This window comes from Kitasatospora sp. NPDC023120 (genome assembly GCF_055560835.1).
This window is the reverse complement of the sequence record NZ_JBVHHY010000001.1, coordinates 444621-467095: the sequence shown is the minus strand read 5'-3', so window position 1 is coordinate 467095 and position 22475 is coordinate 444621. Positions and strand designations below refer to the sequence as shown.

The following is a 22475-nucleotide window of genomic DNA, read 5'->3' as shown; positions in this document are numbered from 1 at the left end:
GCGTGGTCGGACGCCACCGTAACGCGCGTAGAACACGGTTGTGTTACGGGGTGCCAGAGCATTCGGGTTGTTATCAAACCGTGGTCTGACACCCGTCCCGACGCTCTGTTCCCCCTGCGCGGACAGTGGTCCGAGGCTGGTTCGGCCCAGTTTACGGAACCGTGCCCCAACCCCGGATCCCGACAATCCGGTCATGTGGAGGTCGTCCGACCCGCCGGCTGCGCCCGTGGGGCGCGCCCTCAGTCGCCGTCCGCCTCCAGGGCCAGCGCCGCGAAGAGCTCGGTACCGATGCCGATCGCCCGCTCGTCCACGTCGAACCGGCCCTGGTGCAGGTCGCGGACGGCGTTGTCACCGGGAACGCGGACGCCCAGCCGGGCCAGCGCGCCCGGGGCGTGCTCCAGGTACCAGGAGAAGTCCTCGCCGCCGAGGCTCTGCTCGGTGCCCTCGACCACCACGGAGCCCTCGCGCCCGAACCGCGCGTGCATGGCCGCGTCCAGCTGCGCGACCGAGACGGCCTCGTTGACCACCGGCGGCACCCCGCGGTGGTAGTCCAGCGTCCACTTGGCCCGGTTCGCCTCGGCGAGCTTGGCGATCAGCTCGTGCAGCAGGTCCGGCGCCTCGCGCCAGCCGTCCAGCTCCAGGCAGCGGACGGTGCCCTCCAGCTCGGCGTGCTGCGGGATGACGTTGGGCGCGGAGCCGGAGGCGATCCGACCCCAGACCAGGCTGACGCCCCAGCGCGGGTCCATCCGGCGGGCCAGCGCGCCCGGGAGGTCGGCGGCCATCCGGGCCACCGCGGTCACCAGGTCGGTGGTCAGGTGCGGGCGGGCGGTGTGCCCGCCGGGGCCGTCCAGGTGCAGCACCAGCCGGTCGCAGGCCGAGGTGATCGCCCCGGTGCGCAGGGCGATCCGGCCGACCTCCACCTTCGGGTCGCAGTGCACCGCGAAGATCCGCCCGACGCCGTCCATCCCGCCGGCCTTGATCACGTCCAGCGCGCCGCCGGGCATGACCTCCTCGGCCGGCTGGAAGACCAGCCGGACGGGGCGGCGCAGCTCGCCGGTGCGGGCGGCCTCGGCCAGCACCAGGCCGGTGCCGAGCACCACCGAGGTGTGCACGTCGTGGCCGCAGGCGTGGGCCCGGCCGGGGACGGTCGAGCGGTACGGCACGTCGGTCTTGGCGTCGTCGATGGGCAGCGCGTCGATGTCGGCGCGGAAGGCCAGGATCTCGGCGCCCGGGGCGGTGCCGGCCGGGACGATGTCCACGAGCAGGCCGGTGCCGCCGGGCAGCACCCGGGGTTCGAGGCCCGCCGCCACCAGACGGTCACGCAGCAGCCCGGTGGTGCGGAACTCCTGGCGGCCCAGCTCCGGGTGCCGGTGCAGATCACGACGGAAGGCGATCAGCTCGGGCTCCAGCGCCCTGACCCGGTCGCGCAGTTCGGCGGCGGGGCGTGCGGCGGCGAGAGTGGCGCCCGGCTGAGCGGGCTCAGGACGGTTCATCTCCCCAATCGTAGGCCTGTTGGGGGGATTTGGCCCGACTTCCGGAAAACTAGTCTCCGGATGGGCGCATACCGGCCGGACAGGTGGGTATGACATCTCGTTTCAGCCGCCTTCCCCGGGTTGCTTGCCCTGTGCAACGATCACCCGGGCCGGCGGTCACGGCCGCCACCGCCTTGACGAATCCCGGACGTTGACGGCCGTTCAGGTGGTGCTCAGAAGCGCTCCACCGGGACGTATGTTCCCCACACCCCGCGCAGCGCGTCGCAGACCTCGCCGACGGTGGCCCGGGCGGCCAGCGCCTCCTTCATCGGGTACAGCACGTTCTCCGGCCCCTCGGCGGTGCGGCGCAGCGCGTCCAGCGCCCGGGTGACGGCGCCGGCGGAGCGCTCGGCCCGCAGCCGGGCCAGCCGCACGGCCTGCTGCCGCTCGATCGCCGGGTCCACCCGCAGCGGCTGGTACGGCTCCTCCGTGTCCAACCGGAAGCGGTTGACGCCGACCACGGTCCGCTCGCCGGAGTCGGTCTCCTGCTGGAGGCGGTAGGCGGTGCGCTCGATCTCGGCCTTCTGGAAGCCCCGTTCGATCGCGGCCACCGCGCCGCCCTGGTCCTCGACCCGGCCCATCAGCGCCACCGCGGCGGCCTCCACCGCGTCGGTGAGCGACTCGACGGCGTACGAACCCGCGAACGGGTCGACGGTGGCGGTCACGTCGGTCTCGTGGGCGAGCACCTGCTGGGTGCGCAGGGCGAGCCGGGCGGCCTTCTCGGTGGGCAGCGCGATCGCCTCGTCGTAGCTGTTCGTGTGCAGCGACTGGGTGCCGCCGAGCACCGCGGCGAGCGCCTGCACGGTGACCCGGGCCAGGTTGACCTCGGGTTGCTGGGCGGTGAGCTGCACCCCCGCGGTCTGGGTGTGGAAGCGCAGCATCTGCGAGCGCGGATCCGCGGCGCCGAACTCCTCGCGCATGATTCTGGCCCAAATCCTGCGCGCGGCACGAAATTTGGCCACTTCCTCCAAAAGGGTCGTACGGGCCACGAAGAAGAAGGAGAGCCGGGGCGCGAAGTCGTCCACCGCCATCCCGGCGGCGATCGCGGTGCGGACGTAGGCGATGCCGTTGGCCAGGGTGAAGGCGATCTCCTGCGCGGGATCGGCCCCGGCCTCGGCCATGTGGTAGCCGGAGATGGAGATGGTGTTCCAGCGCGGGATCTCGGCCCGGCAGTACCGGAACACGTCGGCGACCAGCCGCAGCGAGGGCTGCGGCGGGAAGATGTACGTGCCGCGGGCGATGTACTCCTTCAGCACGTCGTTCTGGACCGTGCCGGTGAGCGCCGCCGGTGCCACGCCCTGGGCCTCGCCGACCAGCCGGTACAGGAGCAGGAGCAGGGCGGCGGGCGCGTTGATGGTCATCGAGGTGGACACCTCGCCGAGCGGGATGCCGTCGAAGAGCACCGCCATGTCCTCGACGCTGTCCACCGCCACGCCGACCTTGCCGACCTCCCCGGCCGCGAGCGGGGCGTCCGAGTCGTAGCCCATCTGGGTGGGCAGGTCGAAGGCGACCGACAGGCCGGTACCGCCGCCCGCGATCAGCTGGCGGTAGCGGGCGTTGGACTCGGCGGCGGTGCCGAAGCCCGCGTACTGGCGCATCGTCCAGGGCCGGCCGGTGTACATCGTCGGGTAGACGCCCCGGGTGTAGGGGTACTCCCCGGGCCGGCCCAGCCGGGTCGCCGGGTCCCAGCCGGCCAGGGCCTCGGGGCCGTACAGCGGTTCGAGGTCGAATCCCGACTCGGCGCGGCGCGGCTCGGCTGCCATGGGTCCCTCCCGGGGGGTCGGCGGGCACCGGTCCTGGAGGTGCCCGCGCGGTGTCCTCGCAATCTAGGAGCGACCGGCCCGATCGGGCGGAAGGCGCGGTTGAGATGATCGGGTGAACGACCGATGAGCCCCCAGGGAGTGGCAATGACCGAGCAGAAGGTGGCCGTGGTCACCGGTGCCAGCAGCGGAATCGGCGCGGCGACCGCCCGCAGGCTGGCCGCCGAGGGCTTCGAGGTGGTGCTGACCGCCCGCCGCACCGAGCGGATCGAGGCGCTGGCCAAGGAGATCGGCGAACGCGGCGGTTCGGCGAGAGCGGTCACGCTGGACGTCACCGACCGGGCCGCCGTGGACGCCTTCGCGGCCGAGGTCGGCCGGGTGGACGTCCTGGTGAACAACGCCGGCGGCGCCATCGGCGCCGAGACGGTCGAGCACGGCGACCCGGCCGACTGGCGGGCCATGTACGAGGTGAACGTGCTCGGCGTGCTGCACGTGACGCAGGCGCTGCTGCCGGCCCTGCGGGCCACCGGCGACGGCACGGTGCTGGTGCTCTCCTCGACCGCCGCGCTGGCCGCGTACGAGGGCGGCGGCGGGTACGTCGCCGCCAAGCACGCCGCGCACACCATCGCGGCCACGCTGCGGCTGGAGCTGTGCGGGGAGCCGATCCGGGTGATCGAGATCGCGCCCGGCATGGTGAAGTCCGAGGGCTTCGCGGTCACCCGCTTCCGCGGCGACGAGGAGAAGGCGGCCGCGGTGTACGCGGGCGTGGCCGAGCCGCTGACCTCGGAGGACATCGCGGACACCGTGGCGTGGACGGTCACCCGGCCCTCGCACGTGAACATCGACCTGCTGGTGGTCCGCCCCCGGGCGCAGGCCGCCAACCACAAGGTGCACCGCGGCTGATCCGCTCCGCGCGGGCGGCCCGCAGGGGGCAAGATCGAACGTGCCGCCACCCGGTGGTACACACGTGCGATGAGAACTTTCCGGGCCGCCCGCCCACGAGCCCTGCTGGCCGCGGTGGCGGCGGGCACCCTCCTCCTCACCGCCGCCTGCGACGACACCGCCAAGCCGGCCCAGGACCAGGCCGTCGGCAGCTCCGCGCCCGCCGCCGCGAACCCCGCGGCCCCGACGCCGACCGCCAAGGCCGTCGGCGAGGCCGACCCGGCGCTCAAGCCCTTCTACGGCCAGCAGATCACCTGGGCGGACTGCCCGGCCGACCCCCAGGCCGCGAAGGCCAGGATCGACACCTCCGCGATGAAGTGCGGCCGGCTGCACGTCCCGCTGGACTACGCCCACCCCGCCACCGACGCGATCGACCTCGCCCTGATCAAGTACCCGGCGGCCAAGCCGGACCGGCGGATCGGCTCGCTGATGGTCAACCCGGGCGGCCCCGGCGGCTCCGGCATCGAGATGGTCGAGTACGGCGCCAAGGAGTTCACCGGCGCCCTGCACGACCGCTTCGACGTGATCGGCTTCGACCCCCGCGGCACCGGCGACAGCTCCCCGGTCGTCTGCTACGACGACAAGCAGCACGACGCCGCCAACCAGCAGGACGAGCCGCTGGACCCGGCCGCGCGCAAGGCCGCGCACGTCAAGCAGTCCACCGACCACGCCGCCGCCTGCCAGGCCAAGGCCGGCCGGCTGCTGCCCTTCGTCGGCACCCGCAACACCGCCCGCGACCTGGACGTGCTGCGCGCCGTCGTCGGCGACAAGAAGCTCAACTACCTGGGCATCTCCTACGGCACCTACCTCGGCGCCCTCTACGCCGAGGAGTTCCCGGGGAACACCGGCCGGCTGATCCTGGACGGCGCCGTCGACCCCGCCCAGGACACCCTGGACCACGGCGTCGACCAGCAGGTCGGCTTCGAGAAGTCCTTCGAGCGCTTCGCCGCCGACTGCGTGCAGAACCACGCCGACGAGTGCCCGCTCGGCACCGACAAGGCCACCGCCGCCAAGAAGGCCGCCGACTTCCTGGACGGCCTGCACGACAACCCGCTGACCGGCAAGGACGGCCGCAAGCTCGGCCGCGACCTGGCCTGGACCGGCACCATCCAGGCGCTCTACGGCGACGAGAAGACCTCCTGGAAGTACCTGCGGGCCGGCCTCGGCATGGCGATGAAGCTGAAGCGCGGCGACCTGCTGCTGGCCTTCGCCGACGAGTACAACGGACGCGACGAGAACGGCCACTACAGCCCGATGGAGGAGGCCAGCGGCGCGATCAGCTGCGCCGACGCCGCCCGCCCCGCGCCCACCCCCGAGCACGCCAAGGCCGCGGTGGACCGGCTGCTCGCCGAGGCACCGCTGCTGTCCAAGGGCGTCACGGTGGACGACTACAGCGAGCCCGGCTGCGCCTACTGGCCCTTCAAGACGCAGGAGAAGCCGCACACCGTCCGGGCCGAGGGCAGCGCCCCGATCCTGGTGGTCGGCACCACCGGCGATCCGGCCACCCCGTACGCCTCGGCCGAGTCGCTGGCCAAGGGCTTCGCCGACGCCACCCTGCTCACCCGGGTCGGCGAGGGCCACGGCGCCTTCGGCAAGGGCAACACCTGCATCGACCGGGCCATGGAGGCCTACCTGACCGAGGGCACCATGCCGGCCGCCGGCACCCGCTGCAGCTGAGGCCGATCGCCACCCGGCCGTGCCGTTCAGCAGACGCATGCGGGGAGGGCGCTGACGTGCAGGTGTCAACGTCACAACTTGATAGCTCGTCCGGATGAATTCGGCGCGCGCCCTCCCCAACTGATGACGGCTCAACTACCTTGGAGGCGCTGCCGGACCGGCGCCGGGCGCCGCTCCGCAGCCCCCATACTTCAGCTGCTCCACCACCCCACCCCACCGGCACCTTCCCGCCCTCACGAGGAGGACCCGCTGGCCAGCGACATCCCGTCACAGCGGCTCGACGTCAGAACAGAGCCGACCCTCCTCGGGTTGCACCGCTTCAACGAGGCCGACGCCGGCGCCGCCGAGGAGGCCCTGCTGGCCTGCTGCGGCAGCCACCGCTGGGCCCTGCGGCTCACCGCGCACCGGCCCTACCCCGACATAGAGTCCCTGCTGGCCGCCGCCAGCGAGGCCTCCTACGACCTCCGCCCGGCCGACCTCGCCGAGGCGCTGGCGGACGAGAGCTGGATGCCGCAGCCGCTGCTCGGCATGCGGGCCCCCGGCAGCCAGGCCGCGCACACCGCACTGCGGGCGGCGCACGCCGCGTACGAGGCCCGGTTCGGCCACGTCTTCGTGGTCTGCCTGGAGAGGGTCGCCCCGGAGGAGATGCTCGACACCGTGCTCTCCTCCATCCGCACCCGACTCGCCCACGACCCGGACGAGGAGCGGCTGATCGCGGCGGACGAACTCCGCCGGATCGCCCTCACCCGACTGGAGCACCTGGTCGCCACCCATTCGGAGGCCGGGGCGCACTGAGCCGGCCCCACCTCTTCGACCGCGCGGGCCGACTCACCCGTACGGATGAATCCGAACCCGTCGCGCGCATCCGACCGGTCGCGTGAACCCGGACCCGTCGCGCCCCGCACCCTCCGGTGCGGGGCGCGAGCATGCCGTCACCCAGAGTGGTGAAGGCCGGTTTGGTTCCCGTTCCACTAGGCCAGAAGTGCCTGATTGATCACACCTGGGGCCCCCGGAGGCGGCACGCGAGAAGGCGTCGATAGGATGCTCGCGGCCGGTGGACCGTACCCGGCCGGGCTGACCGACACCGAAGCCGGCCGAGCCCCCAATCGCTTCCGGAGGGTTTTTCCGTGCCGGCTGGAACGCTGTACCGCGGCCGGGAAGGCATGTGGAGCTGGGTGGCTCATCGAGTCACCGGCGTCCTCATCTTCTTCTTCCTGTTCGCCCACGTCCTTGACACCGCCCTCGTCCGAGTGTCGCCGGAGTCCTACGACACCGTCATCCAGACGTACAAGACTCCCCTCGTGAACCTGATGGAGTACGGCCTGGTGGCCGCCATCCTGTTCCACGCCCTCAACGGCCTGCGGGTCGTCGCGGTGGACTTCTGGTCCAAGGGCCCGAAGTACCAGAAGCAGATGCTCTGGTCCGTGGTCGGCGTCTGGGTCCTGCTGATGGCCGGCTCCTTCTACGGGATCCTGCAGCACACGCTGATCTCCTGGTTCGGGAAGTGAGCCGAGACATGTCCACGGAAATCTCCGACGCCATCGTCGTCCCCTCCAAGCAGGCGCACACCGGCAAGGGACTCGGCACGGGCAACCCGGCCGACGAGTTCGTCATCGAGCCGCCGCGCAAGCGGACCGCGAAGACCCCGCGCCGCACCCGCACCAACTTCGAGATGCTGGCCTGGCTCTTCATGCGCCTGTCCGGTGTCGTCCTGGTCGCGCTGATCCTCGGCCACCTGATCATCATGCTGATCCTCGACGGCGGCGTCTCCAAGATCGGCTTCGCCTTCGTGGCCGGCCGTTGGGCCTCGCCGTTCTGGCAGGGCTGGGACCTCCTGATGCTGTGGCTCGCCATGCTGCACGGCGCCAACGGCATGCGTCAGGTCATCAACGACTACGCCGAGAAGGACTCGACCCGGCTCTGGCTCAAGGGGCTCATGGGTACCGCCACGGTCTTCACCGTGCTGCTGGGCACCCTGGTGATCTTCACCTTCGACCCCAACATCTGAGCCGCGAGCACCATCGACCATCGGCAGAGGCCAGAGGCGAGTTAACCCCCCATGCAGATTCACCAGTACGACACCGTCATCGTCGGCGCCGGCGGCGCCGGCATGCGCGCGGCCATCGAGTCCACGCAGCGCAGCCGCACCGCCGTCCTGACCAAGCTCTACCCGACCCGGTCCCACACCGGCGCGGCCCAGGGCGGCATGTGCGCCGCCCTCGCCAACGTCGAGGAGGACAACTGGGAGTGGCACACCTTCGACACGGTCAAGGGTGGTGACTACCTGGTCGACCAGGACGCCGCCGAGATCATGTGCAAGGAGGCCATCGACGCCGTCCTCGACCTGGAGAAGATGGGCCTGCCCTTCTCCCGCACCGAGCAGGGCCGCATCGACCAGCGCCGCTTCGGCGGTCACTCCCGCAACCACGGCGAGGCCCCGGTCCGCCGCTCGTGCTACGCGGCCGACCGCACCGGCCACATGATCCTCCAGACGCTGTTCCAGAACTGCGTCAAGCACGGCGTCGAGTTCTTCAACGAGTTCTACGTCCTCGACCTGCTCATCAACGAGGGCAAGACCGCCGGCGTCGTCGCCTACGAGCTGGCCACCGGCGAGATCCACGTCTTCCAGGCCAAGTCGGTCGTGTTCGCCTCCGGCGGCACCGGCAAGATGTTCAAGGTCTCCTCGAACGCCCACACCCTCACCGGTGACGGCCAGGCGGTGGCCTACCGCCGCGGCCTGCCGCTGGAGGACATGGAGTTCTTCCAGTTCCACCCGACGGGCATCTGGCGCATGGGCATCCTGCTCACCGAGGGCGCCCGCGGCGAGGGCGGCATCCTGCGCAACAAGGACGGCGAGCGCTTCATGGAGCGCTACGCCCCCGTCATGAAGGACCTCGCGTCCCGTGACGTCTGCTCCCGCGCGATCTACACCGAGATCCGCGAAGGCCGCGGCTGCGGTCCGGACGGCGACCACGTCTACCTGGACCTGACCCACCTGCCGCCGGAGCAGCTCGACGCGAAGCTCCCGGACATCACCGAGTTCGCGCGCACCTACCTCGGCATCGAGCCCTACACGGACCCGATCCCGATCCAGCCCACCGCGCACTACGCCATGGGCGGCATCCCGACCAACGTCGAGGGTGAGGTCCTGCGCAACAACACGGACATCGTCCCGGGCCTGTACGCGGCCGGCGAGGTCGCCTGCGTCTCCGTGCACGGCGCCAACCGCCTGGGCACCAACTCGCTGCTGGACATCAACGTCTTCGGCCGTCGCGCGGGCATCGCCGCCGCCGACTTCGCCAACGCCAACGAGTTCGTGCCGCTGCCGGAGAACCCCGAGCAGCTCGTCCAGGAGATGGTCGACCAGCTGCGCGAGTCCACCGGCACCGAGTCCGTGGGGCAGATCCGCAAGGAGCTGCAGGAGACCATGGACGCCAACGCGATGGTGTACCGCACCGGCGCCACCCTGAAGCAGGCGGTCGAGGACATCGCCGCGCTGAAGGAGCGCTTCAAGAACGTCTCCATCCAGGACAAGGGCTTCCGCTACAACACGGACCTCCTGGAGGCCATCGAGCTGGGCAACCTGCTCGACCTGGCCGAGGTGCTGGCCGTCTCCGCGCTCGCCCGCGAGGAGTCCCGCGGCGGTCACTACCGCGAGGACTTCCCGACCCGTGACGACGTGAAGTTCATGCAGCACACCATGGCGTACCAGGAGGTCGCCGCCGACGGCAGCACCTCCATCCGCCTCGACTACAAGCCGGTCGTCACGACCCGCTACCAGCCGATGGAGCGTAAGTACTGATGAGCACTCCGACCGTGGAGAAGCACTCGGCCGCTCTGGACGCGGCCGAGGCCGGTGGCATCAAGCTGATCACCGTCACCTTCCGGATCCGCCGGTTCAACCCGGAGGAGCACCCGGACCCGGTGTGGGTCGACTACCAGCTGACGATGGACCCGAAGGAGCGCGTCCTGGACGCGCTCAACAAGATCAAGTGGGAGCAGGACGGCACCCTCACCTACCGCCGTTCCTGCGCGCACGGCATCTGCGGCTCCGACGCCATGCGGATCAACGGCCGCAACCGGCTGGCGTGCAAGACCCTGATCAAGGACGTCAACCCGGAGAAGCCGATCACGATCGAGGCCATCAAGGGCCTGACGGTCCTCAAGGACCTGATCGTGGACATGGACCCGTTCTTCCAGGCGTACAAGGACGTCATGCCGTTCCTCATCACCAAGGGGAACGACCCGACCCGCGAGCGCCTGCAGTCCGCCGAGGACCGCGAGCGCTTCGACGACACCACCAAGTGCATCCTGTGCGCCGCGTGCACGTCGTCCTGCCCGGTGTTCTGGAACGACGGCCAGTACTTCGGTCCGGCCGCCATCGTCAACGCGCACCGCTTCATCTTCGACTCGCGCGACGAGGGTGCCGAGCAGCGCCTGGAGATCCTCAACGACCGTGAGGGCGTGTGGCGTTGCCGCACCACCTTCAACTGCTCCGAGGCCTGCCCGCGTGGCATCGAGGTCACCAAGGCGATCCAGGAAGTGAAGCGGGCGCTGGTCACCCGCCGCTTCTGATCCCCGCCTGACAACGCCGGAGGCCCCCGCCCGATCCCCGGATCGGACGGGGGCCTCCGGCGTTGTTGCGCCTGGAGGGCCTGGCACAGGGCCCCGAGGTCCGTCGGCGCGGCCCAGCCGCCGAAGGCCACCAGGTGCCGGTCCGCCGTGACGGCCCACAGGTCCGGCTTGCCGTCCCCTCACCGTCCCCCGAGCTGCCCGGGGGACTGACAGCGGCAACGGGATTCAGTCGGTGGCCGGGGTGCGGCGGGTGGCGCGCAGGCCGCGGAGGCCGATGGTGCCGACGGCGATGCCGAGGGCGAAGGAGGTGACGGCGAGGAGGAGGTGGACCCAGAAGAAGGCGGTGGGCTGGGAGTGGTCGCCGTTGGTGAAGGCCTGGCCGCCGGAGTCCTTCCAGAGGTTCTTGACGAAGGTGGTCCAGATGATGATCGACCAGACCCCGAAGGCGGTCAGGAACCAGGAGGTGCGGCGGCTGAGCTTCATGTCCCCAGTATGCGCGGGCCGCCGATCGGCGTACGGCGGGCCCCTCCTGCGGAGGACGGGCCCGGAGTGGCGGACGCCCGGGGTCGGGAATGGGTACGGTCTGCTGGTGCCCACACCCCGTCACACGTTCGTGCCTCTGTGCGCCGCGGTCGCCGCGGCCCTCCCGGTCCTGCTCGTCGCCCCGGCTGCGGTCGCGGCCCCGCTGCAACCGCCCCCGTCGGCCGCGATCGGCGGCGAGCGGCTCGGGAGTCCCGGGGTCCAGGTCGCTCCGCTGGCGGGGGCCCCGGCACTGCCGACCGATCTCACCGGCCAGTCCTGGATAGTCTCCGACGCGGCGTCAGGAGAGGTGCTGGCTGCCTACAACCCGCACCTCAGGCTCCCTCCGGCCAGCACGCTGAAGATCCTCTTCGCGGACACCGTGCTGCCCAAGTTCGACCGCAACGCGGTGCACCGGGTCGCCGACGAGGAGATCCAGGGGATCGGTCCGGGCAGCAGCCTGGTCGGCATCAAGGAGAACCTGGAGTACCGGGTCGAGGACCTGTGGCGCGGGGTGTTCCTGAGCTCGGGCAACGACGCCGTGCACGTCCTGTCGCACATGAACGGCGGCGTCCCGCAGACCGTCGCCGAGATGCAGGCGCGCGCCGAGGCGCTGCAGGCGAGGGACACCAAGGTGGTCTCCCCGGACGGCTACGACATGGACGGCCAGCTCTCCTCGGCCTACGACCTTTCGCTGTTCGCCCGGGCGGGACTGCGCAACCCGGACTTCCGGATGTACTGCGCCACCCGGGACGCGATGTTCCCGGGCGCCGTCGACAAGAACACCGGCCAGCGCGGCAGCTTCGGGATCGCCAACACGGACCGGCTGCTGGGCAAGTACCCCGGCCTGATCGGGGTGAAGAACGGCACCACCACCAACGCCGGTTCCACCTTCGTCGGCGCCGCCGAGCGCGGCGGTCGCACCCTGCTGGTCACGGTGATGCACCCGACGAGCTACCAGAAGGTGTACGACGAGACGGCGGCCCTGCTGGACTGGGGCTTCGCCGCGGCGGGCAAGGTCCAGCCGGTGGGCCGGCTGGTCGACGAGGTCGCGCCGGGCGACGCCGAGCCGACGGGGCAGGCGGGCGGCACGGCGGGCACGCCCGCGCCGCCACCGCACCCCTCCCCCACCGCCGCCCGGGCCACCGAGGCGTCCGCACCGGCCGGGGACGGCGGACTCGGGGTCGTCGGCTGGTCGGCGGTCGTGCTGGCCGGGGCCGGGGTCGGGGCCGGCGCGCTGGTCCTGCGGCGGCGCCGCTCCGCGGGCTGACCACCCGCCCGAGCGGCCGTCAGGCAGCTGTCGGGCGGCAGGACCCGGCCTCAGCCCTGGGGCCGGGCCTTGCCGTTCCCGGCCTGCTCCGCCGGCTTCCCGGCGGGCTTCGCAGCAGCCTTCCAGGCGGCCCGCTCCTCGGCCTGCGCCTCCGCCTTGTCCGCGGCCTCCAGCAGCATCCGTCCGTGCGCCCTGGTGCGCTCGCGGGCGGCCGCCGGGTCGGCCGTGGCCGTCCAGGCCACGCAGTACATCAGCAGCCGGCAGACGAAGTTGATCCACAGCAGCAGCGCCACCGGTGTGGCGAAGGCGCCGTACAGGCTCCGCCCGGCGACCGAGCCGAGGTAGGAGGCGAGCAGGATCTTCAGCAGCTCGAAGCCGACCGCGCCGATCAGCGCGCCCTGCAGGAGGTCGCGGCGGCGCTGGCCGGTGATCCCGGGGAACGGCGCCAGCAGGTAGGCGAACAGCAGCATGTCGCACCCTATGGCGATCAGCACGCCGACCCCGGTCAGCAGGTAGCCGCTGCCGAGGCCGGTCGCGTCGGCGATCCGCCCGGCCAGGGTGGTCCCGGCGGCGGAGGCGGCCAGCGAGAACAGCGACACCAGGCCGAGGCCGCCGAGCACCGCCACGTCCAAGGCCTTGCGCAGCACCGGGTTGCCCTCCTCCTCGGGCAGCTGCCACAGGTCCCGGACCGAGGTGCGCATGGTGTCCACCCAGCCGAGGCCGGAGATCAGCAGCAGCGCGCCGCTGACCAGCCCGACGGTGCCCGCGTTGGACACCAGGGAGGGCAGGTTCAGCGCGTCGGAGATGCCGGGCAGCTGGTCGGAGATGCGCTTCTGCAGGTCGTCCACCCGGCTGTCGCTGAGCGTCGCGACGGCGACCGCCAGGCCCACCGTGAGCAGCGGGAACAGGGCCAGGAAGCCGAAGAAGGTGACGGCGCCGGCCAGCCGGTTGCCACGGGCGGCGGAGAAGTACTCGTACACCCGGTACGGGCGGCTGCGCAGCACCCGGGTGACGAGCGGGCCGATGACCGGGAGGCGGGTCAGGAAGTCCACCCGACCGGTTATACCGGCCCGTCCCCCGAACGGCCGTCAGGCTCGGGCCGGATCCGGCCGTCGCGGCTACTTCCTGACGAGTCGGCGGGCCTTCGCGAGGGCGCGGACGGCCTGGTAGGCGCCGTAGCGGCCGTGGCTGAGCAGTTCGGTGCGCATGCCGTCCACGCCGGCCGGCGGGCGGTAGCCGGCCGGGCGCAGCCGGGCGCAGTGCGCGGCGGCGCGGCGGAAGTACTCACGGCGGTCGCCGGCCGGGACCCGGCCGGGCTTGGAGACCACGGTGTTGAGGTGGTGCAGCATCCGGCCGTAGACGACGGGACGCCAGCGGTCCAGGTCGGGGCGGCGGTCCAGGAAGGCGAAGACCAGGTCGTACTGGGCGAAGACGTCGAAGTGCTTGCGGCTGGCGGTGGCCAGGATGTTGCCGCCCTCCTGGCGCTGGCGGTAGTGCACGCCGACCAGGTCGAGCAGGGTGATCCGGGCGGCGGCGAGCAGAGCCGGGTACGTCCAGGGGGTGTCCTCGTAGTAGCCGGCCGGGAAGACCAGCTGCTGCTCGGTGATGAAGTCGCGGCGGTAGGCCTTGTTCCAGACGACCTGGAGCAGGTCGAGCAGGTCGGGGCGGGCGTCGAGGTCGAAGACGTCCGGGGAGGCCGCGCCGAAGACGTGCGCGGAGGCGGCGCGGGTGATCCGGCCGTCGGCGTAGGTGCGGGCGTAGTCGTAGACCAGGACGTCCGGGTCGCCGGTGGCGGTGAGCCGGTCGTCGACGGCCTTGAGCAGGCCGGGGGTGAGGGTGTCGTCGCTGTCGAGGAAGACGACGTAGTCGCCGGTGGCGACCTCCAGGCCGGCGTTGCGGGCCCGGCCGAGGCCGACGTTCTCCGGCAGGTGCAGCACCCGGACCCGGGGGTCGGCGGCGGCGGCCTCGTCCAGCATCGCGCCGCAGCCGTCCGGGGAGCGGTCGTCCACCGCGATCAGTTCGAGGTCGGGGCCGTCCTGGCGGAGCACCGAGTCGAGGCACTCGGGGAGGTAGTCCTGGACCTTGTACACGGGGACGATGACGCTGAAGCGGGGCACGGGGCCCAGCGTAGTGGCCCCGGGGGAGGCCGCCGGCCCGGAGGTAGGATCGGGTCGCACGTACGCACCGATCGAAGTGCGGTCAGGCCCCCAACGGGCTGCCACGCTCACCTTCCCCAGAAAGGCCTGCGTAGCCGATGGCTCCCCGCCTCTCCATCGTCGTTCCGATCTACAACGTCGAGCGTTATCTCGTCGAGTGCCTCGACTCGATCGCCGCCCAGACCTTCACGGACTTCGAGTGCGTCATGGTCGACGACGGTTCGAAGGACGACAGCGCGGCGCTCGCCGAGGCGTACGCGGCCAAGGACTCGCGCTTCCGGCTGGTGCGCCAGGTGAACAAGGGCCTCGGCGCGGCCCGCAACACCGGCATCCGGCACATCGACCCCGACGCCGAGTTCCTGTGCTTCGTGGACAGCGACGACTCGATGCCGCCGAGTGCGTACGAGCTGATGATCAACACGCTGGACGAGACCGGCTCGGACTTCTGCACCGGCAACGTGCTGCGCTTCCGCGCCGTGGGCTACTACCAGTCCGGCGGCCACGTGAAGCCGTTCAAGGAGACCAGGCTCAAGACCCACATCACCGAGATCCCGGCGCTGGTCACCGACCGCACCGCGTGGAACAAGGTGTACCGCCGCTCCTTCTTCGACGCCGCCGACCTGCTCTACCCCGAGGGCATCCTGTACGAGGACGCGCCGGTCAGCGTGCCGCACCACTACCTGGCCAAGAGCGTGGACGTGCTCTCCGAGCCGATCTACCACTGGCGCGAGCGCGAGGTCGGCGAGATGTCGATCACGCAGATGCGCACCAACCCCAAGGGCCTGATCGACCGTGTCGCCTCGGTCGAGCTGGTCCGCGGCTGGCTGAAGAAGCAGACCGAGCCGCGCTTCGCCCAGTACCTGCGCTCCTACGACGAGAACACCCTCGTCGAGGAGATCCCGATGTTCTTCTGGTCCGTCGTGGACGGTGACAAGGAGTACCGGGACGCCTACGTCCAGAACGTGAGCCGGCTGCTCCGCGCGATCGGCCCCGAGCAGGTCCGCAAGCTGCGCGCGCCGCTGCGGCTGAAGTACCACCTGACCCTGGCGGGCCGGGTGGACGAGCTGGTCGAGCAGATCAAGTACGAGGGCGAGAGCGGCGGCGGCGTCCAGGCCCGCGGTCTGCTGCGCCCGTACGCCGACTACCCGTTCCTGCGCGGCGGGCGCAAGAGCGTGCCGTCCGGCGTGCTCAAGCTGGACAACTCGCTGGTCATGCGCAGCCGGCTGTACGAGAGCGCCTGGGTGGGCGGCAAGCTGCAGCTTTCCGGGCACGCGTACCCGGAGCAGCTGGGCGCGGCCGGCAAGCACGACATGGTCCGCACCCTGGTGCTGCGCGAGACCAAGGGCCGCCGGGTGATCGCGGTGCCGATGAAGACCGCGTACAGCCCCGAGGCCACCGCGAGCTGCAACCACGACCTGTACAGCTGTGACTGGTCCGGCTTCACCGTCTCCCTCGACCCGGCGAAGCTCAAGCACCGCGGGCAGTGGAAGGACGGGCACTGGCGCGTCCTGGTGGCCGGCGCGGGCAAGGGCGGGGTGTACAAGGGCCGGATCTCGGCCGGCTGGAGCGACACCGCGCAGTACATCCCGTCGCACTGGGTCGAGCCGGACGTGCGGATCGTGCCGTGGGTCCGCGACAACTTCGTCTACCTGCGGGTGGAGACGGTCAAGGCCCGGGTGACCGGCCTGGCCGCGCACGCCGGCCGGGTGGAGGTCTCGGGCGCGGCCCGCTCCGGCGCGAGCTTCGCCGGGGCCCGGCTGCAGCTCACCCACACCGAGTCGGACCGCACGGTGGAGGTCCCGCTGGAGCTGGGTGCTCCGGTCGGCTCGTTGCAGCCCTTCACCGCCTCGTTCGCGGTCGACGAGCTGACCGCGGTCCGCGAGGCCTGGGCCGAGCTGGACCCGCTGGCCGCCGAGCGCGCCCGCGACCGCTGGAACACCGCCCTGCTGCTGGCCGACGGCAGTGTCGTCCCGCTGGCCTGGGACGAGCGCAACGCGCCCGAGCACCTGCACCTGCCGCTGAACCCGCAGGCCCCGGCCGAGCAGCAGCGGGCGCTCTACTCCAAGCCCTCCCCGGGCGGCCACCTGCAGTTCTCCGACCAGGTGCTGCAGCCGCTGGTGGACGAGGTGGTCTCGCGCGGCGCCGACGGCTACCTGCTCAGCGGCTCGTTCCCGCTGTCCGGCGCGCACCGCTGGGAGCTGGTGGTCCGTCACCACTGGCGCGAGGAGGAGCACGTCTACCCGGTGGAGATCTCGGAGGGCCGGTTCCGCACCGCGCTGCCCGCCGTGCCGACGGCCTCCTTCGCCGGCCGGGTGCCGTTCGCCAAGGGCACCTGGGACGTCTTCTTCCGCCGGTTCGGCACCAGCGGGGAGCCCCTGACCGACGCCTCCGCGCAGGTCACCCCGGGCTGCTTCGACGCGCTGCCGCTGGAGGTGGAGTCCCGCGGCAAGCGCATCGTGCTGGAGCGCCGCTACCACGACGGGCTGTCGCTGGAGTCGCACGCGGCGCTGCTGCCCGAGGAGCGCTCCGGCTACCGCCAGCGCCAGCTCCGCACCGTCGACTATCCGGCCGCGCGCCGGCTGCCGGTGCGTGACACCGTGCTGTACAACGCCGGCAACGGCAGCATGTACGCCGACTCGCCGCGGGCCGTCCACGAGGAGCTGGTCCGCCGCGGCCTGCCGCTGGAGCACCTGTGGGGCAGCGACGACATGCAGGTCGAGCTGCCGCAGAGCGCGACGTCGGTCCGGCTCTGGTCCCCGGAGTGGTTCGAGGCGCTGGCCACCGCGAAGTACATCGTCACCAGCACCCACCTGCCCGACTTCTTCGTCCGCCGCCCCGGCCAGGTGGTGCTGCAGACCTGGCAGGGCACCCCGCTGAAGCAGGTCGGCTTCGACTTCGAGAAGGTCTGGTTCACCGACTCCAACTACCTCAAGGGCCTGGCCCGGGAGGTCCCGAACTGGAGCCTGCTGGTGGCCGGCAACAGCTGGTCGGCCCCGGTGCTGCGGCGCGCCTTCGACTTCAAGGGCGAGATCCTGGAGAGCGGTGCGCCCCGGAACGACCTGCTGTTCGCGGCCGACCGGGAGAAGACCGCCGAGCAGGTCCGGGAGCGGCTCGGCCTGCCCGAGGGCAAGAAGGTCGTGCTCTACGCGCCGACCTGGCGCGAGGACCGGCGCCGGCCGCAGGGCGGCTACCAGATCGACCTGCGGATCGACCTGGAGGCGGCCAAGGCCGCGCTCGGCGACGACCAGGTGCTGCTGGTGCGCCGGCACACCGCGATGTGCGGCCAGATCCCCGGTGCCGGCAACGGCTACATCTGGGACGTCGGCAGCTACCCCGACATGGCGGAGCTGCTGCTGATCGCCGACGTGCTGGTGACGGACTACTCGGCGAGCGTGTTCGACTTCGCGTCGACCGGGAAGCCGATGTTCTTCTTCACCTACGACCTGGAGCACTACCGGGACAACCTGCGCGGTTTCAGCCTGGACTTCGAGTCGGAGGCGCCCGGCCCGCTGCTGGCCACCTCGGAGGAGCTGGTCGGCGCGCTCGGCCGGGTGGACGAGGTCGCGGCCGAGTACGCGGACAAGGCCGCCGCCTTCCGTGAGGCGTACTGCGACCTGGACGACGGCAAGGCCGCCGCCCGGGTGGTCGACGCGATGCTCCGCAAGGAGTAGTCCCCGCGCACGATCCGCGAAGGCGCCCGACACCGGTGGTGTCGGGCGCCTTCGCGTTCCCGGGGACCACCTGCGGAGAAATGCCGGGAACACCTGATCCATTTTCGATCAGACGTTCCCGGAAATGAATTCCCCAGGGAATTCGAAAAAGTGTGCATTTGACCCCGGTCGGCATTTCCGGATGGGATGGGAATTTCCATTCCGAAGGGCTTTGTCGCCATGCCTGTGCTCACCCGGCTCGTCCTGCCGCACGCCGCCGCCCGGGTGACCACCGGCCGCCCCGCGGAGGACGAGGGCGTGGTGTTCGGGCTGCTGCGCGCCCGCTGGCACGGCCGCGGCCTGGAGCTCACCGGCTTCGCCCGCCCGCACGGCGTGGACACCGGCCGCCCCGGCTCCGCCTGGACCTGGCTGACCCTGCGCCACGAGGACGCGACCGAGCCGCCGCGGCACCTGCGCTCCCGCCCCCGCCGGATGCCCGAGGTCACCGACGACAGCGCCCAGCCCGACCACAACCACGACTGGTCCGGCTTCACCGCGCTGGTCGAGCCCGGCCGGCTGCGCCGCGAGGGCCGGTGGCTGCTCGGCGACTGGCGGATCGAGACCACCCTCTTCACCCGCCCACGCGCCGCCCGGGTCCGCCGCCAGTACGGCGCCCTCGCCCCGTACTGGTGCGGCTCCGGCGAGTACCCGCCGGGCCGCTGGGTGGACCGCGACGTCCGCCTCCAGCCGTACTTCGCGGACGGCCGGCTACGGCTGCGGCTGGAGCGCCCGCCCGTACGGATCACCGGCACCACCCGCACCGCCACCGGCCTCGACCTGAGCGGCGTCGCCGACTCCTGCCCCGCCGGCACCCTGCTGCGGCTGCGCCACCGGCAGAGCGACGCGGTGATCGAGCGGCCGCTCACCCGCGGCGGCAACACCTTCACCGCCCGCCTGCCCTACCGGCCGTTCACCGCCGAGGGGCGCGGCAGCGGCGAACTCGAGCACTGGGACGCCGAACTGCTGCACCCCGACGGCTCCGCCGTGCAGCTCTGCCTCGACGAGCGCGGCGGCCCGCTGGCCGGTCAGCACCCGCTGCCGGACGCCCCGGACCGCGTGCTCTACCTCAAGCACCTCGCCGACGGCCGCCTCCAGCTCTGCGTCCAGCCCGCCGCAGGCCTGGTCGACCGGATCGCGGTCCGGGCCGACGGCTTCGAGCTGTCCGGCCACTGCCCGGACCGGGCCGCGGGCCGGCTGGAGCTGGTGCTGCGTCACTGCGGCACCGCGAGCGAGGTCCGCACCCCGGTCGAGACCGGGCGGGACGGCCGCTTCCTGGCCCGGGTGCCCACCACCCGCACCGGCTCGGACGGCGTCGCGCTGCCGCTGCGCAAGGGCATCTGGGAGGCCGCGCTGGCCCCGGCCGGCCGCACCGGCCCGGGCCGTCCGCTGCTCGCCGCCCCCGCCGCCCTGCCCGCCGTCCCCGCCGCCACCACGGCCGGCGGCAAGCGGATCCTGCTGCAGCGCCGTTGGCACGACACCCTGCTGGTGGACTCCACCCCCGTGCTCAGCGCCGCCGAGCGCAGCGCCTGGACGCAGCACCGCCAGCGCGCCGAGCGCTACCCGGCCGCCCGCCGCGAACCGCTGCGCGAGGCGGTGCTGTACGACGTGTTCGGCGGCCGCGGCTACGCCGACTCCCCGCGCGCGGTGCACGCCGAACTCGCGCGCCGCAACGCGCCGTTGGAGCACCTGTGGGTGGTCGACGACGCCCAGGCCGAGGTCCCGGCCGGGGTCGCCGCGGTGCGGATCTGGAGCCCGGAGTGGTACCGGGCGCTGGCCACCTGCCGCTACCTGGTCGGCAACACCCACTTCCCGGACTTCCTGGAACGCCGCCCCGGCCAGGTCGTCGTCCAGACCTGGCACGGCTCGCCGCTGAAGCGGATCGCCCACGACGTCGAGAACCCCTGGCTGGCCGAGCACGGCTACCTGGCGGCGCTCGACCGGGAGACCCGGCAGTGGAGCCTGCTGCTCTCCCCCAGCCCGTTCGCCACCCCGATCCTGCGGCGCGCCTTCCGCTACGGGGGCGAGGTGCTGGAGTCCGGCTACCCGCGCAACGACCTGCTCGCCCGCCCGGACCCGCGGACCGCCGCCGCCGTCCGCCGCCGCCTCGGCGTCCCCGACGGCAAGCGGATCGTGCTGTACGCACCGACCTGGCGCGAGGACCAGCGGGACGGCGACGGCTTCCGGCTCGACCTGCGGCTCGACCTCGACCACGCCCGGCGCCTGCTCGGCGCGGACCACGTGCTGCTCGTCCGCCCGCACGCGCACGTGCGCGAGCCGCTGCCTGGCGCCGGCGACGGCTTCCTCTACGACTGCGGGGACTACCCCGACACCCAGGAGCTGCTGCTGGTCGCGGACGTGCTGGTGACCGACTACTCCTCGATCATGTTCGACTTCGCGATCACCGGCCGCCCGCTGTACTTCTTCACCTACGACCTGGAGCACTACCGCGACACCCTGCGCGGCTTCTGCTTCGACCTCGAGTCGCAGGCCCCGGGCCCGCTGCTGCCGAGCTCCGCCGCACTGCTCGGCGCGTTACGCGAACTCGCCGACAGCGGAGCCGAGTTGCCGCCGGGCTACGCTGAGCGCTACCGGCGCTTCCAGGCCGAGCACTGCGCGCTGGACGACGGTGGCGCGGCCCGCCGGGTGGTCGACCGGATCCTCGCGCTGGGGCGCGCCTGAAACCCGTCTCCGGGACCGGCGGGCGGGGGCAGGCGGGCTCAGGAGAAGGAGTAGCTCCGCCAGGGCCGCCAGACCTCGTCCGCGTCGAACCGGGAGATGCCGAAGCCCGGCACCACGAAGGCCGCCCGGAAGCCGCGCGCCTGCTCGTACGCCTGGTCCAGCACGTCGTCCGGCAGACCGTGGGCCACCGTCACGTGCGGGTGGTATGGGAAGGCCAGTTCGCGGGCCAGCGGGCCGGAGCGGACGTCCGCCTCCAGCAGCCGGCATTCCTGCGCGCCCTCCTCGACCCGGATGTACACCACCGGGGAGACCGGGCGGAAGGTCCCGCTGCCGCGCAGCAGCATCCGGAACGGCCGGTGCGCGGCCGCCACCGCCGCCAGGTGCTCCTCGATCTTCGGCAGCGCCTCGGCCGGCACCTCGGTCGGCGGCAGCAGGGTGACGTGCGTCGGTATCGACCGGGCCTGCGGATCGCCGTGCCCGTCCCGGGCGTCCTGGATCGCCGCGCCGAACGGGTCCGGGACGCTCACGGACACGCCGATGGTGACGGCCTCCGGGAGGCCGCCACCATCGGGCAGGTGTGTGAGGGGCGTCACCGCTTGGCGGCCGGGAGGAAGCCGATCCGGTCGTACACCGTCTCCAGCGTCACCGACGCCACCTCGCGGGCCTTCTCGGCGCCGATCGCCAGCACCCGGTCCAGCTCGGCCGGGTCGTCCAGGAAGGTGCGGGTGCGCTCCTGGAAGGGGGTCACCCACGCGGTGAACAGCTCGGCCAGCTCGGTCTTCAGGGCGCCGTACATCTTGCCCTCGAAGTGCGCGACCAGCTGCTCGATCGACTGGCCGCTGAGCGCGGAGTGGACGCGCAGCAGGTTGGAGACGCCCGGCTTGCCCTCCTCGTCGTAGGACACCACGGTGCCGGTGTCGGTGACGGCGCTCTTGAACTTCTTGGCGCTGGCCTTCGGGTCGTCCAACAGGCTCACCAGGCCCTTGGGCGAGGAGGCCGACTTGCTCATCTTGACGGCCGGGTCCTGGAGGTCCTGGATCTTCGCCGTCTCCTTGAGGATGTACGGCTTCGGCACCGTGAAGGTCGGGCTGTAGCGGGTGTTGAACCGCTCGGCGATGTCCCGGGTGATCTCCACGTGCTGGCGCTGGTCCTCGCCGACCGGGACGGCGTCCGCCTGGTAGAGCAGGATGTCCGCGATCTGCAGGATCGGGTAGGTGAACAGGCCGACGGTGGTGCTGTCGGCGCCGTACCGGGAGGACTTGTCCTTGAACTGGGTCATCCGGGCGGCCTCGCCGAAGCCGGTCAGGCAGTTCATCACCCAGCCGAGCTGCGCGTGCTCGGGCACGTGCGACTGGACGAACAGGGTGCAGTGGTCCGGGTCCAGGCCGGCGCCGAGCAGCTGGGCGGCGGAGATCCGGGTGTTCTCGCGCAGCGTCGCCGGGTCCTGCGGCACCGTGATCGCGTGCAGGTCGACGACCATGTAGAAGGCGTCGTTGTCCTTCTGCAGGTCGACCCACTGGCGCACCGCGCCCAGGTAGTTGCCGAGGTGGAACGAGCCGGAGGTGGGCTGGATGCCGGAGAGCACCCGGGGACGGTCCTTGACCGGACCAGTGACCGCTGCGTTGACCATACGGGCCATTGTTCCAGTTCCACCG

The 22475-nt window shown here is 72.0% G+C and carries 17 protein-coding genes; 10 read left to right on the top strand and 7 right to left on the bottom strand.

Annotated elements, in window-relative coordinates; genetic code table 11:
• Positions 1-239 precede the first annotated feature (239 nt).
• On the bottom strand, positions 240-1493 hold the full coding sequence (locus ACZ3TI_RS02235; protein WP_465722341.1) for an amidohydrolase: 1254 nt from the start codon (positions 1491-1493) through the stop codon (positions 240-242).
• 212 nt (positions 1494-1705) lie between these two features.
• Positions 1706-3295 (bottom strand): acyl-CoA mutase large subunit family protein, encoded by a 1590-nt coding sequence (locus tag ACZ3TI_RS02230; RefSeq protein WP_465722339.1) that lies wholly within the window; start codon positions 3293-3295, stop codon positions 1706-1708.
• A 144-nt stretch (positions 3296-3439) separates the two neighbouring features.
• Between ACZ3TI_RS02230 and ACZ3TI_RS02225 the strand changes: the two genes are divergently transcribed.
• The 7 genes from ACZ3TI_RS02225 to ACZ3TI_RS02195 all read left to right on the top strand — a co-directional run bounded on the left by ACZ3TI_RS02225 (position 3440) and on the right by ACZ3TI_RS02195 (position 10486).
• Positions 3440-4195 (top strand): SDR family oxidoreductase, encoded by a 756-nt coding sequence (locus ACZ3TI_RS02225; protein ID WP_465722337.1) that lies wholly within the window; start codon positions 3440-3442, stop codon positions 4193-4195.
• A 69-nt stretch (positions 4196-4264) separates the two neighbouring features.
• Positions 4265-5911 (top strand): alpha/beta hydrolase, encoded by a 1647-nt coding sequence (locus ACZ3TI_RS02220; protein WP_465722335.1) that lies wholly within the window; start codon positions 4265-4267, stop codon positions 5909-5911.
• Between the two features lie 261 nt (positions 5912-6172).
• Positions 6173-6706, top strand: a complete 534-nt coding sequence (locus tag ACZ3TI_RS02215; RefSeq protein WP_465722504.1) for a 2-oxo-4-hydroxy-4-carboxy-5-ureidoimidazoline decarboxylase — start codon at positions 6173-6175, stop codon at positions 6704-6706.
• Between the two features lie 332 nt (positions 6707-7038).
• Positions 7039-7419: a succinate dehydrogenase, cytochrome b556 subunit gene (gene sdhC / locus ACZ3TI_RS02210; protein WP_224277929.1), complete on the top strand. Its 381-nt coding sequence runs from the start codon at positions 7039-7041 to the stop codon at positions 7417-7419.
• A gap of 8 nt (positions 7420-7427) precedes the next feature.
• Positions 7428-7919: a succinate dehydrogenase, hydrophobic membrane anchor protein gene (gene sdhD / locus ACZ3TI_RS02205; protein WP_465722332.1), complete on the top strand. Its 492-nt coding sequence runs from the start codon at positions 7428-7430 to the stop codon at positions 7917-7919.
• A gap of 51 nt (positions 7920-7970) precedes the next feature.
• The gene (gene sdhA, locus ACZ3TI_RS02200; RefSeq protein ID WP_465722330.1) at positions 7971-9713 is read left to right on the top strand and encodes a succinate dehydrogenase flavoprotein subunit; all 1743 of its coding nucleotides are present in this window, start codon (positions 7971-7973) and stop codon (positions 9711-9713) included.
• Positions 9713-10486, top strand: coding sequence for a succinate dehydrogenase iron-sulfur subunit (locus ACZ3TI_RS02195; protein WP_465722328.1), 774 nt, complete (start codon positions 9713-9715; stop codon positions 10484-10486). Before sdhA ends, ACZ3TI_RS02195 begins: the two co-directional genes overlap by 1 nt.
• Positions 10487-10711: 225 nt before the next feature.
• On the opposite strand, the gene ACZ3TI_RS02190 is transcribed toward ACZ3TI_RS02195, so the two are convergent.
• Positions 10712-10969, bottom strand: a complete 258-nt coding sequence (locus ACZ3TI_RS02190; RefSeq protein WP_030059128.1) for an SCO4848 family membrane protein — start codon at positions 10967-10969, stop codon at positions 10712-10714.
• A 106-nt stretch (positions 10970-11075) separates the two neighbouring features.
• Here ACZ3TI_RS02190 and ACZ3TI_RS02185 point away from each other — a divergent pair, with 106 nt between their 5' ends.
• The gene (locus ACZ3TI_RS02185) at positions 11076-12275 is read left to right on the top strand and encodes a D-alanyl-D-alanine carboxypeptidase family protein (RefSeq protein WP_465722326.1); all 1200 of its coding nucleotides are present in this window, start codon (positions 11076-11078) and stop codon (positions 12273-12275) included.
• A gap of 50 nt (positions 12276-12325) precedes the next feature.
• Here ACZ3TI_RS02185 and ACZ3TI_RS02180 read toward each other — a convergent pair whose 3' ends face one another.
• Both ACZ3TI_RS02180 and ACZ3TI_RS02175 read right to left on the bottom strand, forming a co-directional pair.
• Positions 12326-13327 carry a YihY/virulence factor BrkB family protein gene (locus ACZ3TI_RS02180; protein WP_465722324.1) on the bottom strand — a complete coding sequence of 334 codons (1002 nt, stop codon included), beginning with the start codon at positions 13325-13327 and terminating at the stop codon, positions 12326-12328.
• Positions 13328-13393: 66 nt separating this feature from the next.
• Positions 13394-14392, bottom strand: coding sequence for a glycosyltransferase family 2 protein (locus ACZ3TI_RS02175; RefSeq protein ID WP_465722322.1), 999 nt, complete (start codon positions 14390-14392; stop codon positions 13394-13396).
• Positions 14393-14529: 137 nt separating this feature from the next.
• On the opposite strand from ACZ3TI_RS02175, the gene ACZ3TI_RS02170 reads away from it, so the two are divergent.
• On the top strand, positions 14530-18102 hold the full coding sequence (locus ACZ3TI_RS02170) for a bifunctional glycosyltransferase/CDP-glycerol:glycerophosphate glycerophosphotransferase (RefSeq protein WP_465722320.1): 3573 nt from the start codon (positions 14530-14532) through the stop codon (positions 18100-18102).
• Positions 18103-18321: 219 nt separating this feature from the next.
• Positions 18322-20820, top strand: a complete 2499-nt coding sequence (locus tag ACZ3TI_RS02165) for a CDP-glycerol glycerophosphotransferase family protein (RefSeq protein WP_465722318.1) — start codon at positions 18322-18324, stop codon at positions 20818-20820.
• 38 nt (positions 20821-20858) lie between these two features.
• Here ACZ3TI_RS02165 and ACZ3TI_RS02160 read toward each other — a convergent pair whose 3' ends face one another.
• Entirely contained in the window at positions 20859-21347 is a 489-nt protein-coding gene (locus tag ACZ3TI_RS02160) for a 2'-5' RNA ligase family protein (protein WP_465722316.1), read from the bottom strand.
• 62 nt (positions 21348-21409) lie between these two features.
• Positions 21410-22450 (bottom strand): tryptophan--tRNA ligase, encoded by a 1041-nt coding sequence (gene trpS, locus ACZ3TI_RS02155; protein WP_465722314.1) that lies wholly within the window; start codon positions 22448-22450, stop codon positions 21410-21412.
• Between the last annotated feature and the right edge of the window lie 25 nt (positions 22451-22475).